The 16,045-nt window shown below is 41.7% G+C and carries 13 protein-coding genes; 6 read left to right on the forward strand and 7 right to left on the reverse strand.

Features of this window, described 5'->3' with window-relative positions; all coding sequences use genetic code 11:
- Positions 1-32 precede the first annotated feature (32 nt).
- From ABT310_RS07945 to ABT310_RS07970, 6 genes are all read left to right on the forward strand, one after another.
- Complete coding sequence (locus tag ABT310_RS07945) at positions 33-2,210, forward strand: TonB-dependent receptor domain-containing protein (protein ID WP_375323370.1); 2,178 nt, start codon at positions 33-35, stop codon at positions 2,208-2,210.
- Positions 2,211-2,692: 482 nt separating this feature from the next.
- A complete protein-coding gene (locus ABT310_RS07950; protein WP_375323371.1) occupies positions 2,693-3,967 on the forward strand; it encodes a ribonucleotide-diphosphate reductase subunit beta in 1,275 nt (424 codons plus the stop codon).
- 3 nt (positions 3,968-3,970) lie between these two features.
- Positions 3,971-5,764: a ribonucleoside-diphosphate reductase subunit alpha gene (locus tag ABT310_RS07955; RefSeq protein ID WP_375323372.1), complete on the forward strand. Its 1,794-nt coding sequence runs from the start codon at positions 3,971-3,973 to the stop codon at positions 5,762-5,764.
- A gap of 265 nt (positions 5,765-6,029) precedes the next feature.
- A complete protein-coding gene (locus ABT310_RS07960) occupies positions 6,030-10,097 on the forward strand; it encodes a gliding motility-associated C-terminal domain-containing protein (RefSeq protein ID WP_375323373.1) in 4,068 nt (1,355 codons plus the stop codon).
- Between the two features lie 2 nt (positions 10,098-10,099).
- Positions 10,100-11,041, forward strand: coding sequence for a type IX secretion system membrane protein PorP/SprF (locus ABT310_RS07965; RefSeq protein ID WP_375323374.1), 942 nt, complete (start codon positions 10,100-10,102; stop codon positions 11,039-11,041).
- A 76-nt stretch (positions 11,042-11,117) separates the two neighbouring features.
- A complete protein-coding gene (locus ABT310_RS07970) occupies positions 11,118-11,699 on the forward strand; it encodes a bifunctional precorrin-2 dehydrogenase/sirohydrochlorin ferrochelatase (protein ID WP_375323375.1) in 582 nt (193 codons plus the stop codon).
- A gap of 86 nt (positions 11,700-11,785) precedes the next feature.
- Here ABT310_RS07970 and ABT310_RS07975 read toward each other — a convergent pair whose 3' ends face one another.
- The 7 genes from ABT310_RS07975 to ABT310_RS08005 all read right to left on the reverse strand — a co-directional run bounded on the left by ABT310_RS07975 (position 11,786) and on the right by ABT310_RS08005 (position 15,974).
- Positions 11,786-12,118, reverse strand: coding sequence for a YegP family protein (locus ABT310_RS07975; RefSeq protein WP_375323376.1), 333 nt, complete (start codon positions 12,116-12,118; stop codon positions 11,786-11,788).
- A 170-nt stretch (positions 12,119-12,288) separates the two neighbouring features.
- On the reverse strand, positions 12,289-13,488 hold the full coding sequence (locus ABT310_RS07980; RefSeq protein WP_375323377.1) for a glutamate-5-semialdehyde dehydrogenase: 1,200 nt from the start codon (positions 13,486-13,488) through the stop codon (positions 12,289-12,291).
- 5 nt (positions 13,489-13,493) lie between these two features.
- A complete protein-coding gene (gene proB / locus ABT310_RS07985; RefSeq protein WP_375323378.1) occupies positions 13,494-14,264 on the reverse strand; it encodes a glutamate 5-kinase in 771 nt (256 codons plus the stop codon).
- 3 nt (positions 14,265-14,267) lie between these two features.
- Entirely contained in the window at positions 14,268-15,074 is an 807-nt protein-coding gene (gene proC, locus ABT310_RS07990; RefSeq protein ID WP_375323379.1) for a pyrroline-5-carboxylate reductase, read from the reverse strand.
- 30 nt (positions 15,075-15,104) lie between these two features.
- Positions 15,105-15,296, reverse strand: a complete 192-nt coding sequence (locus tag ABT310_RS07995) for a hypothetical protein (protein ID WP_375323380.1) — start codon at positions 15,294-15,296, stop codon at positions 15,105-15,107.
- Between the two features lie 28 nt (positions 15,297-15,324).
- A complete protein-coding gene (rpsU, locus tag ABT310_RS08000) occupies positions 15,325-15,522 on the reverse strand; it encodes a 30S ribosomal protein S21 (protein WP_375323381.1) in 198 nt (65 codons plus the stop codon).
- 8 nt (positions 15,523-15,530) lie between these two features.
- Entirely contained in the window at positions 15,531-15,974 is a 444-nt protein-coding gene (locus tag ABT310_RS08005) for a GNAT family N-acetyltransferase (RefSeq protein ID WP_375323382.1), read from the reverse strand.
- Positions 15,975-16,045: the final 71 nt, after the last annotated feature.

Below are 16,045 nucleotides of genomic sequence, written 5' to 3' on the forward strand. Positions count from 1 at the left end.
TTACCAATTTATGATAACTTCAATATATCAACATGAAATTTAAAATTTTAGTATTGCTTTCCCTTTTTGGGATGGTATCAGCATTGGCACAAAATACACTTGATGTTACCATTAAGGATTCTCAGGGCGATGAACCGTTGATTGGTGTCACTGCCATTCTGGAATCCCTTGAAATAGGAGCAATTTCCGATGAAAAAGGAAACATTCATATAGAAAATATCCCTAATGGCACCTTCACATTGCAGTTGCGCTATGTAGGATATGCGCCAATAAAAAAAACACTTACATTTCCATTGGGCCAACCATCCCAAAAGATGGTAATTGAAATGGTCCCTCAAGCTGAGGAAATGGAAGGTGTTACATTGGTGTCCACCAGGAGCACCCGAACCATCGAGGATATTCCAACAAGAGTGGAAGTGATCGCAGGCGAGGAACTTTCCGAAAAAGGGAACATGAAACCAGGCGATATCCGTATGCTTTTAAATGAGAGTACCGGAATAAGAACCCAACAAACCTCTGCAACAAGTTATAATTCAAGTATTCGAATTCAAGGACTGGACGGAAAGTATACCCAACTCCTTCGCGATGGGTTTCCTTTATACTCCGGATTTGCCAGTGGTCTAAGCTTAATGCAAATTGCTCCTTTGGACCTTAAACAAGTTGAGGTTATAAAGGGATCTAGCTCCACATTGTACGGTGGTGGTGCCATTGCCGGGTTGGTCAACCTAATTTCCAAGACCCCTGAAGATGAGCCCGAAATTAGTTTTATGGCCAATGCCACTTCAGCTCTTGGTTTGGATTTGAGCGGGTTTTATTCCCAAAAGTTTGATAAAGTCGGTACCACCGTGTTTGCTTCCTACAATTTAGGCACGCCCTATGACCCAGCAGATATTGGATTGACGGCTATTCCAGAGTTTGATAGAGTTACCGTGAACCCAAAGTTGTTTTGGTATTTGGATGGGAATACCGAATTGATGTTGGGTGTAAACGCCATTTGGGAAGATCGCTTTGGCGGCAATATGGATTATGTAAAAGGAGAAAATGTGGACAATCCCTATTTTGAGTCCAACGAGACCGAAAGATTTTCCACCCAATTGGGATTAAAACATGCATTTTCTGGTCAAAGCCGTATCGAGTTCAAAAACAGTTTTAGCTTTTACGATAGAACCATCGCGATTCCTGATTTTACTTTTAAGGGATATCAACGTTCATCTTTTAGCGAAATGAACTATTCCAAAAATTCGGATAGTGGTATGGAATGGGTGTTTGGGGGTAATCTTAGGACAGAATTCTTTAATGATACCCGGCAAGATGAACCGGAGGCATTGGACCAGTCCTACGAGATATTCGGACTTTTCGCCCAAAACGTATGGCCCATTGATGAAACTTTGACGTTGGAAACAGGTTTTAGGGTAGATTATCATTCTGATTATGGTGCAATGGCACTACCCAGACTTTCCGTTTTATTTGAGCCGAGCCCAGCCCTTACCTTTAGGTTGGGCGGAGGAATGGGCTATAAAACACCAACGGTTTTTATTGAAGATGCTGAACGGTTGCAATTCAGAAATGTATTGCCCATTGATGTAGACCAAACCGATTTGGAAAGGTCCATTGGAGGTAATTTTGATGTCAATTACAAATGGACCCCCTTTTCTGGTGTTGTGATGACGCTGAACACATTGTTTTTTTACACCAAAATAGATGACCCTATGGTATTGCAATCAACCAATAATGGGTCCTACGCTTTTCAACAACCAAAAGGCTATGTGGACACCCGTGGGGCAGAGGTGAACCTAAAAGTGAGCTATGGGGATTTTAAATTGTTCACCGGGTATACCCATGCCAATGTGAAACAAAATCAGAATGGAGCCATATCTGATTTTCCTTTGGTAGCAGAGCATCGTTTGAACAATGTGCTGATGTTTGAAAAAGAGGAGAAATTCTGGGTAGGTCTGGAAGCGTATTATTACAGTCCACAACAATTAAGCAATGGTGAAACAGGCCGGTCCTATTGGATAATGGGCCTAATGAGTGAAAAGAAATTTGGAGAACATTTTTCGATTTTCCTGAATTTTGAAAACTTCTTGGACACTCGTCAGACTCGATTTGATCAAATTTATTCGGGCACCCTAAGCGACCCCGAGTTTTTGGATATTTACGCCCCTGTGGATGGTTTTGTGGTAAATGGCGGAATTAAGATTAAAATATAAAAGCTAGAGAGACAATATATCTTTTTAATGTTGAATCATTTTGATGAATAGGGCCGTGTAAACAATGCGGTCCTTTTTTTGTTTACATAGCAATCAAGAAAATTCTTCAATTAAACGGTTTCTCCGGTTGTTGTCTTACGAGTATGATGTTGATAAATTCGACAATTCTTTATAAGAAACAGACCTTCTCGAAAATTAACAATGTAAGGCTAATAAGCGGTAAGGCTTTGTCCTCACTAGGCTCAACTGACTTTTGAACAATTTTTGTTAAAAATTTGTGAAAGGAGTGTTCTTGGGAGAGGGGCGTTTCCATTTCTTTTCAGAGCCCTTATTTTACGTTTGTTACGATCTATTTGGAATGGTTCTCAACATAAATGTTGATAAAAGTGTTAAGAACCTGATCACCGAAACCTAAAATCAAAGTAAAGAAAATATGAATTTTACATTCGAGCGATTTAGTACAACTCCAAACCATTTTCCTCATGCACATTACTCATATAACTAAAAGGGATTTTAGTACACAGACTTTTGACTTACACAAGATTACGAATGCAATTTTAAAGGCCATGACCGCTGTGGACCATGGTCAGATTAATGATGCACAGACCATTGCCAACAACGTTGAAAAGACTTTGTTGGAGCGAAAAAGCAAGGATGAACATTATGTGCCTACCGTAGAAGAGGTGCAAGATGTTGTGGAGAACGAATTAATGAATAGTGAGTTCCACGATGCTGCCAAAGCTTACATTATTTACAGGAACAAAAGGGCTCAGATGCGTGAATCGGATATTTTCGAAAAGCGTATCAACCTAAAGCCTTATGAGTATCCTCAATTGTATGAATATGTGCCGGCCATCCGTCATTCCTATTGGATTCATACCGAGTTCAACTTTACCAGCGATATCCAAGATTTTAAATCGGGATTGAGCGAAGTGGAGCGAAGTGCGATAAAAAACACCATGTTGGCCATCTCTCAAATTGAGGTTGCCGTGAAGACATTCTGGGGAGATATCTACCATCGAATGCCGAAGCCGGAAATCGGTTCGGTAGGGGCCACTTTCGCGGAAAGTGAAGTGCGTCATCACGATGCCTATTCCCATCTTTTGGAAATTCTCGGTTTGAACCAAGAGTTCGAAAACTTGAAGAAAAAACCAGTGATCATGAAAAGGGTGCAGTACTTGGAGGCCGCCCTTAAGAATGCAAAAAGCGAGAACAATAAAGAGTACGCAGAGTCCATTTTGCTGTTCTCCCTGTTTATAGAGCACGTTTCCCTGTTCAGCCAGTTCTTGATCATCATGGCTTTCAACAAACATAAGAACGTGCTGAAAGGAATTTCCAATGTGGTGGAAGCCACATCCAAAGAAGAGCAGATTCATGGAGATTTCGGAATCGATGTAATCAACATTATAAAGAAAGAACATCCAGAATGGTTCGATGATCAATATAAGGCCATGATTCAGGATTTATGCGTGAAGGCATTTGATGCTGAGAGCTTGATCGTGGATTGGATTTTTGAGGAAGGTGAACTGGACTTCTTGCCCAAGAATCTGGTGAACGAGTTCATCAAAAACCGATTCAACAATTCATTGGAAAGCATCGGTATCGACAAAATATTCGATGTAGATCAAAAACTATTGGAGCAAACTGAATGGTTTGACGATGAAATCATTGGAACAAAACACGGAGACTTTTTCGTAAAAAGATCCATTAACTATAGCAAAAGAACACAAAGTATAACCAGCGACGACCTTTTTTAAATTATGGAGAAGAGAACACAAGCCCCTCAGATTGCTGATCAACAGCCAGAAAACAAAACCCAAGAATTAGTAAATGCCAGAAAAGACGCTTTGGCCAAGCTTAAAACCACGGAAGAATCCGCAGGTTTTGAATGGTTGAATGAATACAGTCGAAAATTCTTGGCATCCGGCTACCTTACCGAGGGGGTAACTCCAGAAGGTCGTATTCGGGAAATCGCCGAAAGAGCAGAGGATATCCTTGGGATTCCTGGTTATGCAGATAAGTTCTACCATTATATGTCCGAAGGTTTTTTCTCTTTGGCCTCCCCGGTGTGGTCCAACTTTGGAAAAAGAAGAGGGCTTCCTATCAGTTGTTTTGGGTCTCACATCGATGACGATATGGGAAACATTCTTTACACCCAATCTGAGGTGGGAATGATGTCCAAACTAGGTGGGGGTACATCTGGATACTTTGGAAAAATCAGACATCGTGGTGCTCCGGTAAAAAATAATGGTCAAGCTTCGGGAGCTGTGCATATTATGCAGTTGTTCGAATCCATGGTCGATGTCGTAAGCCAGGGTTCTGTGCGTCGTGGTCGTTTTTCTCCATACTTGCCTATTGACCATAAAGACATTTTGGAATTTTTGGAAATCGGTACAGAAGGAAACCCAATCCAACAATTGACCCATGGGGTTACCGTGACCAATGAGTGGATGCAGGAAATGATCGAGGGTGATGTGGATAAAAGAACGGTTTGGGCCAAAGTATTGCAACGTAGGGGAGAAATGGGATATCCATATGTGTTCTTCTCCGACAATGCCAACAACGGCGCTGTAGATGTGTACCAAGATAAAGGACACAGAATCCATGCAAGTAACTTGTGTACCGAAATCATGTTGCCAAGTAACGATAACTGGTCGTTTGTTTGCGTGCTTTCAAGTATCAACCTATTGCATTACGACAAATGGAAAGAGACCGACGCAGTGGAAACCATGGTTCACTTCTTGGATGCAGTAATCACCGAATTCATTGAAAAATTGGAAGCCTACAGGGATTCTGAGGACCGTGACGATAGACAAACGTTCTTGTTTATGGAAAGAGCATACAATTTTGCCAAAGATAACCGCGCACTGGGTTTAGGTGCATTGGGATGGCACTCGTTGTTGCAATCTAAAAGATTGTCTTTTGATAGCCAAGAGGCCTACAACTTGAACAGTGAGATTTTTAAGGAAATCAAAGAGCGTTCGTACAAAGCATCTGAGCAATTGGCTGAGCGTTTTGGTGAGCCTGCTGTTTTGAAAGGATACGGAAGAAGAAACGCCACCTTGAACGCGGTTGCGCCAACTACTTCATCCGCCTTTATTTTAGGACAGGTATCCCAAGGAATTGAGCCTATCTGGTCCAACTGCTACGTGAAAGATATTGCCAAGATCAAAACTACCATCAAGAACCCATTCTTAACGGATTTGTTGGAGGAAAAAGGACAAAACACACCAGAGGTTTGGAAGAGCATTCGCGATATGGATGGTTCCGTTCAACATTTGGAATTCTTGACCGATGAGGAGAAAGCAGTATTTAAAACCTATTCTGAACTAGATCAGCTGGATATTATTTACCAAGCTGCCAACAGACAAAACCACATAGACCAAGGTCAATCGGTGAATATTATTGTACACCCTGATATGCCAACAAAAGACATCAACAAAATCCACGTTACCGCATGGAAATTAGGTCTAAAATCGTTGTACTATCAGCACAGCATGAACGCTGCCCAGAAATTCAAACAAAAGAAAGAGTGCGCTAGCTGCGAGGCATAATATTTAGCCAAATCAAATTTAAAAAGGGAGGTTATGACCAACATAATCTCCCTTTTTGCGTTTATAACGGTATTTTTTGCATCACATATCCATGTTTTCACAACAAAGGATCGCTGTAATACAACATAACTTCGATAAACTGACAACTTCTTGATATGTTTGAGTGTCTTACTACGTAAGAAAAACCTCAGCAACTTAACCTATGAACAAAACCCCGTCCCAGGTTTTTTTATACTTCCTACTATTTCTGTTCGCCTCATTTCAAATGGGGTATTCGCAGTCTTGTACCGTTGATGCAGGATCAGACCAAGTATTCACCCAAGTTTCATCAGTAACTTTGAATGCTGTAACACCGTCGGTTGGTACTGGTGAATGGTCCCAGGTTTCTGGGCCGACCACTGTAACTTTTGATGATATAAATGACCCAAATACCGGATTGGGCAATATCACTTTTGGCACCTACTTTTTTGATTGGACCGTTTCAGATGCCTCTTGCGACACCAATTCGGATACTGTAGCTATTTCTGTTGAGGGAATAGACTTGGAATTGGAAATGATGGCAAGCAATACCGTTCCAGAAATTGGGGATGTCGTTACCTTTACCATCAACTTGAGCAATTTGGGCGATGTGGATGCCACAGGCGTTTCCGTTCAAAATTTAGTGCCGATCGGGTACGCTAATATAACCGCCATAAATAACTCTGGTGCCTCTTATCCATCCCCAGATAGAGTGGTTTGGACCGGAATCACGGTTCCCGTAGGTTCCAATACGACCTCTTTAAGTTTTAATGCTACGGTTCAAACACCGACTTCGACTAGTGCTGAATACACGCATATTGCCGAAGTGCTTCTGGCCGATCAAGATGATTTTGATAGCACCCCCGATAATGATGATGGAGATCAAAGTGAAGATGATGAAGATACATTAACTGCAGCGCCATTGCAGGCCGATCTTTCTTTGACCAAAACTGTGGTTGGAGGAAATATGGCACCTTATGTTGGGCAACAAATCAGTTTTGAAATAACCGTATCCAATGCTGGACCTCACGATGCCACGAATGTTAGGGTAGTAGATCAGCTATTATCTGGTTTTAGTTTTGTTTCATCCTCGGCTACCTCAGGAACTTACAATGCCATTTCTGGCTTTTGGGAAGTGGGAACTGTAGCCAACGGCGATACCGAAACATTAACGATTAATGTGACTGTGAATGCATCGGGTACCTATAATAACACTTCCCAGATTATTGCCTCGGATGCCTATGACCCAGATTCAACACCTGCAAATGGTGTTTCATCAGAAGATGATCAAGGAGATTTAGTGGTAGTGCCTTCAGCATTGATAGATTTATCGCTCACAAAGACCATAGATAAATCCCCGCCTTTGGTGAGTGATAATGTTCGATTCACCATAACGGTGACCAACGAAGGACCCAGTACGGCCACATCGGTGGAGGTAACCGACCAATTGCCATCAGGGTATACTTATGTTTCAGATAATGCGGGGGGAGCCTATAATTCAGCAACGGGAATTTGGAACGTGGGTACAATCCCTTCAGGGAGTTCCCGAACCTTAAGTATTTTATGTAATGTAAACCCATCAGGTGATTATAACAACACAGCACAAATTACCGGACACGACCAGACCGATGTGGATTCATCTCCCAATAATGATTCACCAGGCGAGGATGATCAAGACGGAGTTACTGTTTTCCCTGACCCTTTAGTGGATGTTTCGGTAACAAAATCGGTGGATGAATTTATCCCAGAAGTGGGTAGCGAAATAGTGTTTACGGTAAATGTGACCAACGACGGTCCGAGCGATGCAACCAATGTGGTAGTGACCGATATGCTGGCTTCGGGCTATGATTTGGTAAATGTTTCGGCCACTTCAGGAACCTATAATTCGACCAACGGATCTTGGGTAGTGGGAAATTTGGCCAGTGGCAACACCGAAACCTTGCAAATCACCGTAGAGGTTCTACCAACAGGGGAGTATTCAAATACGGCCGAATTGACCAATCTTGCCGAACTGGATGTGGATTCCACACCAGGAAACAATAACGAATTTGAGGACGACCAACAGACCATTTCAACCATTCCAATTCCAGTAGCAGATGTATTATTACGCAAGTCTGTAAATGTATTGAGCCCATTTGTTGGGCAAGAGGTGATTTTCACCTTGAATGTGACCAATTTTGGACCTAGTGATGCCACTGGAGTGGAAGTGATGGATTTATTGCCTGATGGTTACACCTACGTTTCGCACAGTACAACGGCAGGTTCTTATGACGATGCTACAGGACTTTGGGTTTTGGGAGGTACGCTTCCTGATGGAAACACAGAAACTTTGAATATTGTGGCGGAGGTGAACAATTCGGGCGATTATTTTAATGTGACCGAAGTGTATGCTTCTGACCAAATTGACCCCAATTCCATACCGAACAACAATAATATATTTGAGAACGATCAGGATAATGCGGGAACCACACCCATACCATCCGCAGATTTAGCTGTTGAGATAAGAGTGGATAATGAAACACCCGATGTGGGCACTCAAGTGACCTTCTCGATTACATTGATCAATCAAGGACCTAGCGACGCTATTGGAGTAAGGGTAAGAAACAACCTCCCTAACGGCTATATCTATGTATCAGATGATGGGATGGGGAGGTATAATCCTTCCAGTGGCATTTGGAATGTTGGAACAATAGGCTTGAACTCCCAATTGGAATTAAATATCGTAGCTGAGGTTAATGCTGATGGTGATTATACCAATATTGCTGAAGTTACTGATGCCGTTTTCTTTGATCCTGATTCAACACCGAATAACAATATATTGTCCGAAGACGATCAAGATGCACAATCCACCACTCCAAGACATGTTACCGACATTGAAGTAGTAAAAATGGTAGATAACCTTACCCCAAATGTAGGTATGGAAGTGGTATTTACCATTGAGGTTACCAATCAAGGTCCAAATGATGCCTCAGGATTGGTGATAGAAGATGTTTTGCAAACAGGATTTCAATTTATTTCTGCCACGGCAACGACAGGATCTTATGATGTTGTGGCTGGCTCTTGGGGCATATCGGAATTAACCAATGGAAATACAGAGACTCTAAAAATAACTGCGTTGGTGCTCCCAGACGGAATTCACACCAACAAAGCAGAGTTGATTGCGTTGGCAACCTACGACCCAGATTCAACTCCAAATAATAATTTGGCCTCAGAAGATGATCAAGATGCCATTACCTTGGAGCCATTTGGATCCAATGATCTTTCATTGGAAAAAATAGTCGACAACCCAACCCCAAATGTGGGTGAGGTGGTTCGTTTTTTAGTAAGCGTGACCAACCATGGACTTTCTGGAACTTCAGGAGTTGAGGTGACCGATATGCTTCCGACGGGATATACCTATCAATCCCATACCACCACAGCAGGAGTTTACAATCCTGATACAGGAATTTGGGACGTAAACCGATCTATCCCAAGTCAAGATACAGAGAGCCTAGAGGTTTTGGCCATGGTAAATGCGCCTACGGACACCCAAGATGAGTATTTGAATGTGGCTTTTATTTCAGCAAGCAGGTATGATGATCCAGATAGTGACCCTAATGTTGGTATTGAAGAAGACGATTTATTTGACGGGGTAGAGGATGATGATGAAGCAACTGCAGTTGTAGAACCGCAAACCACTGATATTTCGATTGCCAAAACGGTAAACAATGCATCACCGCGAATAGGGGATGAGGTGATTTTTTCAATTACTGCCACAAATCAAGGAGAGGAATCAGCTTCCAATTTAGGGATTGAGGAACAACTGCCTTCAGGATATCGTTATGTAAGTCATTCCACTACTATCGGAATTTTTGATGCATCAGGTCTTTGGGAAATTGAAGAGCTTTTGCCCTCCGAAACGGCTACTTTGGAAATCACTGTTGAGATTTTGGATATTGAAGATTATTTGAACGTGGCCCAAATGGCTTATGTTGATCAATGGGACACCGACCAAACCAATAATAGGGCCGAGGCCTTTGTGAACCCAACCTGTTTGCTGGTGTATAACGAATTTTCACCCAATGGCGATGGTGTAAACGATACCTTCCGAATTGATTGTTTGTCCAGATATCCAAATAACAAGCTGGAAGTGTTCAACCGCTGGGGAAATATGGTTTACCACACCAATAATTATAAAAATGATTGGGATGGAACACCCAATGGCCGTAGCGTAGTGCAAAAAGAAGACGGTTTACCGGCCGGAACCTACTATTACGTGTTGGACCTTGGTGATGGATCGGAACCGCTAACAGATTGGTTGTATATAAATAGATAAGCATGGGGATGGTATCAGCAAGATATAGAAGGAATATAGTTGGGCAATTAGGTTTGTTACTGCTGTTTTTGTTACCCCTTGCGGTAAAAGCACAGCAAGACCCCCAGTTTACGCAATACATGTACAATACCATGAGTGTAAACCCTGCTTATGCAGGTTCTAATGGATATTTAACGGCATTGTTGATGCACCGCTCCCAATGGGTGGGAGTAAATGGTGCTCCAAACACACAAATTTTGGCTGTAGACGCACCGTTGGAAAATAAAATAGGCCTGGGCGGAATATTGGCGCATGATGCGCTTGGGCCTTCTTCTGAAATATTTTTGGACGGAAATGTTTCTTACACCATTCAGTTGGATAGCGCTGGCAAAACATTATCTTTTGGGTTAAAGCTGGGAGGGCGCATTTTTGATGTGGATTTTTCCAAAGGCTTGGCAGAGGATGCCGATGTGGCCTTTCAAAATAATATAAAGAGCAAATTTTTCCCAACCATAGGTGCTGGTATTTATTATAACAGTGGAAAAGGGTATTTAGGGTTTGCGATTCCTAATTTTTTATCACAGAACCATTATGATGGGGCGGAACAGGAGATTGCTGCCGAGCGCATGCACTATTATGTGATTGGTGGAAAAGTATTTGATGTTTCGGCCGATGTAAAATTGAAACCTGCCTTTTTTGTGAAATGGGTTCCTGGAGCACCCATGATTGCCGATGTTTCGGCGAACGTGCTTTTAAAGGAAACCTTCACTTTTGGATTGGCCTATCGTTGGGACGATTCATTTTCGACCTTATTAGGGATGCAAATCAACCCCAATTTTAGCGCTGGCTATGCCTATGACCTTACTTCATCCAACTTGGCAAGCTATACGGGAGGTTCTCACGAGCTGTTCATTAGGTATGAGTTTAAACCCAAAGAGACTCAAAAGGAAGCTCCTACTTTTTAAAGGTTAAAAGTGCTGCTGCACAGACGTGCTTCATCCACAGAAATAGTGATTATCTTTATAGCATTAAATTGATGTTATGGAAAGGAATGAGCTATATCCCATTTTTTTAAAGGTATCGCAGTTACAAGTGCTCATAGTTGGTGGTGGAAATGTGGGGTTGGAAAAGCTTTCATTTTTATTGAAATCGAGTCCAAATGCCAAAGTACAAATGGTGGCGCCCGAATTTTTGCCCGCCACTTTGGAACTAGCAGAAAAACACGATGTTGTGATTATCGAAACAGTGTATAAAAAGGAATTTTTAGAGGGAAGGCACATGGTAATTGCCTGTACCGACAAGCCTAAAGTGAACGAGGAGGTGTACCATGATTGTAGGGAACGCAGTATTTTGGTGAATGTAGCTGATAATCCACCGTTTTGCGATTTTTACATGGGAGGTATTGTGACCAAGGGTAATGTAAAGGTGGCTATTTCTACCAACGGAAAATCCCCAACGACCGCCAAGCGATTGCGACAGTTTTTTGAGGATGTGTTGCCGGAGAATATAGATGATCTGGTAAAGAACCTAAATGAATACCGCAAAACCTTAAAAGGGGATTTTGAAGAAAAAGTAGAAGCGCTGAACGAGTTTACCAAAGGCTTGGTGAACCGAAAAGAATAAGGGGAATTATAGAAGCTATGCGATTCTGGGACAAAACAAAAAAAGCAGCTTTTTTAAGCTGCTTTTTCTGATCAATGGATAGGTTTTTATTCCGAAACTTCTTCTACAGAAGCATCGGGAGCATTTTTTTTAACGGAAGCAACGCCGTTTTCCATAGCGGAATCGCTGGAATACATCTCACTATTGCCAATTACTTGGCCATTGGATGCTTTTAGGTTAAAATACGGACTTCCATCCTTTGCAGTCAGTCTTTCAAAGTTACCATCGTCCTGCGAGTGTTTTTTTACCGACTCAATGCCGTTTTCACAGGCAGCTTTGGTAGTATACCCTTGACTGCTTAAAATAACTTGACCGTTCCCAGCTTTTAAATTAAACCTGAACTTGCCAGCTTTATCCGTTTTAATCTCAAATTTTCCCATGCTATTAAATTTTGAATACTAAAGCTATAGATTTTATTAAAAATTGACCAATAATTCAGTTATAAATTATCATTAAATCAACTCTGTCGGTCTTTTTTTGAATTAATATGTGCCCAGCACAAAAAAAAGGAGACCAATTGGCCTCCTTTTTTCTATTTATGTTGATGGGGTTATACCCTGATCTGTCCATCGCCAAATACATAGTATTTGTTGGTGACCAATTGTTTAAGTCCCAATGGTCCCCTGTGGTGCAGTTTATCGGTACTGATGGCCAATTCTGCCCCAACGCCCATTTGACCACCATCGGTAAAACGGGTAGATGCATTTTGGTACACAGCGGCACAGTCCACATTTTCCATAAAGGTTTGGGCCACACTGTTGTTCTGCGTCATAATGGATGCCGAGTGTCCGCCAGAATTTTTATTTATTTTGATGATGGCCTCATCCAAATTGTCCACGGCTCCGATTACGCACTTCATGGCCAAAAATTCCTCTTGCCAAACTGAAGCATCGGTAATGCTTTCCTCATTGGTAAGCACATTTTTTACTTTGTCATCTACCAAAATGGATACGCCTTTTTCGGACAATAGGTTTTTAAGCTCTACCAATTTTTCAGCATACCCTTCAATTTGGGTATCGAGCAAAATTTTGTCCAAAGCGTTACAGGCCGAAATCTTGTGGGTCTTCGCATTTACGATGACCTCCAAGCTCTTTTTCCAATCGGCCTCTTTGTGCACATACAGAAAATTATTTCCTCTACCACTCACCAAAACGGCGCATTTGGCGTGCTCTTTTACAAAAGCGATCAAACGTTCGCCTCCCCTTGGCACAATCAGGTCCAAATCTTGATTCGGATTTTTCAAAAATTCTTGGGTCTGGGATCTATCCATTTCCAAAAACTGGATATAATCCTCCGAAAGTTCATTTTGGGTTAAAGCTTGATGCCAAAACTTTACCAAGGCCTTGTTGCTATGGTAGGCTTCTTTACCTCCCTTTAGCAAAATTTTGTTGTTGGCCTTAAAGGCAAGTACGGCTGCCTCTACGGTAACATCGGGTCGGGATTCGTAAATGATCATAATGGTTCCAAAAGGAGCCGTTTTGTTGATGATCTTTAATCCGTTGTCCAAATTTCTGGTCGATATTTCTTTGCTTACAGGGTCTTCCTGCAACCGGACTTCTTTTACGGCCTGAATCATTTGGTCTACCTTGCTGTCGTTCACGATCAAGCGATCATACAATGCTTGGTCGTCCCGATTAAAGGCATCAAGATCTTTTTGATTGGCCCGGAGCAGCTCTTCTCGATGGGTATCGAGAATGTGCTCCATATCTTTAAGTACTTTATTTTTTATTTCTGTGTTTAATAATTTCATTACTGTTATTTTGAAACTTCTGTTCCCACATTTTTTCCTTCTACAACATCTATAATGATGTTATCTCTTTTTCCATTTACAATGTAAGATGGAATGTTGTCGGCTGCAGCTATTTGAGCGTAGTTGAGTTTAGAACCCATACCACCACGGCCTTCACCTTCTTTTTTGTTTCCTTCTTCAATGTATTTGTCCAAATCTTCCCTTGGCTCAACTTTTTCAATAACCTTGGAATCGGCCTTGTCAGGATGTCCGTCATAAAGCCCGTCGATATCGGTCATTAAAATCAATTTGTCCGCATTCATCAATTGGGCCAAAAGTGTGGCCAATTCGTCGTTGTCCGAAAACATGGACATGGATACGGAAACGGCATCATCCTCGTTGGCAATCGGAATTACTCCTTCAGAAAGAAGCCCCTCGATACAATTGATCATATTATCGCGATGCACACCAGGGTTAAAATCCCTTTTGGTTGGTAGCACCTGGGCACATTTCATACCATAATCACTAAAAATATTATAGTAATGTCGCATCATTCGAGGTTGTCCAATAGCGGAATATACCTGTCTACGTTGGGTTTTATCCTTTATTTTGGCCTTTCCCAAAACCTCTTTACCTGCAATTACAGATCCAGAGGAGACCAAGATGGTCATAATATCACGTTCGTACAATTCAGCAATCTGTTGAACCAAACTGTTGAGAACGGGTCTTACAATTCTGTTGTCTTTGTTGGTCATCACATTGGTTCCTACTTTGATGACCACGAGTTCTTTATACATGATTTAGTATTCTTCGCCTAATTCTACGGCTCTGTTAAAGGCAGCAAATGCCGCTTCTTTTATTAATTCGTTTACGTTGTTATCTTCCATGGAGTCCAAAGCGGCTCTGGTGGTGCCACCTTTAGAGGCCACACGTTCCATCCAAGTGTCGGGGGTAAGGTTGTTCTGGTTGAACAGCTCTACGGCACCCGTAAAGGTTTGGCTCACCAAAACTTTGGATACATTCTCGGAAAAGCCCATTTGCAGGGCAGCCTCCATCATACTCTGCATAAAATAGAACACATAGGCTGGCCCACTACCTGAAATTCCAGTAGAGGCATCGATGTAATTTTCATTTTTTACGCGGAGCGACTTTCCAGTGGTGTCCAAAAGTCCTTCCACCATAAAAAGTTCCAAACGGGAAACTTCGTCCGAAGAAACATAACTGGTCAAACCCTTACCAACCTGCGCAGGTAAATTAGGCATGGCGCGAACCACTTTTTTTATTCCAAGCGATTCTTGGATATAGTTGATGGTGACCCCTGCCATTATGGAAATGAACAGTTGTTCTGGGTTCACCAATTTTTTCATGCGCTCAAAAAGCTCTTCGGCATGATAAGGTTTTACGGCCAAAAAGATGATATCGGCTTGTGGTACGCAATCTTCCAATTTATCTATGGCGTCGAAATAGGCAATTTTGCCCACCTCTTCCAATTTTTCTTTTGATTTGTCCAAAACCATGATATTGCGCTTTTTAAGCAATTTGGATTTGGACATTCCTGTGGCATAGGTAAGTCCCATGTTACCTGCACCAATAACTAATACTTTCATTCTTTTTTTTAAAAAGGTGATTCAATAATTTTATGCCAGAACATTGCAATCTTCGCAATCCTTTACCTCTCCGTAGTAGGTTTCACGGTACTTGTGCAACGTACGGAAGGGGAGGCCCAGAATGTACTGCTTTATGTAGGTTACCTGGGTGGTCAGTTCACCCATGGAAACACTGTAGCGTTTTTCATATTTGGTTTCCCTTTTAATTTTTGAAAGTCTCATTTTGTTGTAGATAATATGAATTTTGATGTTAAACATTGTCCTGTTGGTTCAGGAACTGTTCTTTGTATTGTGCTTTTTTAAGTGTTTTTCTTTTTGCCACGGATTTTTTGGTATACTCCTGCCGATCCCTAATCTGATCCAAGCGTTTGGTATTTCTGTACTTTCGCTTGTAGCGCTTTAGGGCACGTTCGATACTTTCTCCGGGCTTTACTTCAATTTTTAACATATAATGGTTTATCTGTTCAATCTCATTTCGGTGTGGGTCTCGTTGAACCCGTATGCTTCAAAAAATTGTTTGTTTGGGCATTGGTTGTTGCTTGTGATATGTATGGCAACATCGCCTTTGCAATATTGAAGCGTATACTCCAGTAATTTTTTTTCAATTCCTTGATCACGGTAATTGCGATGAACTACAAAAAAGACCAAAAAATTCTCTGGGATATAATCTCCCATTCCCGTTTTATTGACCACGGCAAGGGCCAGAATGTCATCTTTGTCCTCCATCGAAAAAACGTAGCCTCCCAAACCAGGTATTTCCTTGGTGGAATATTGAATGGCTTTTCGAATGGCTTTTTTGGTCGCTTTTTTTCCTTCTTGATGTTCAAAAAGGAAGTTGGCGAACCGATTCGCCTCCATAGTTGATAATCGTGTGTAGGCATCGTAGGTTTTGATGACCATGCTTTTGTCTTGGACGATAATTGTTATTGTGTTTAGATTATGGGTAAAAACAGCGGGCATGGATAAATTAC

It is taken from the genome of Flagellimonas cixiensis (genome assembly GCF_042134615.1).
In the GTDB taxonomy this organism is placed as follows: domain Bacteria; phylum Bacteroidota; class Bacteroidia; order Flavobacteriales; family Flavobacteriaceae; genus Flagellimonas; species Flagellimonas cixiensis.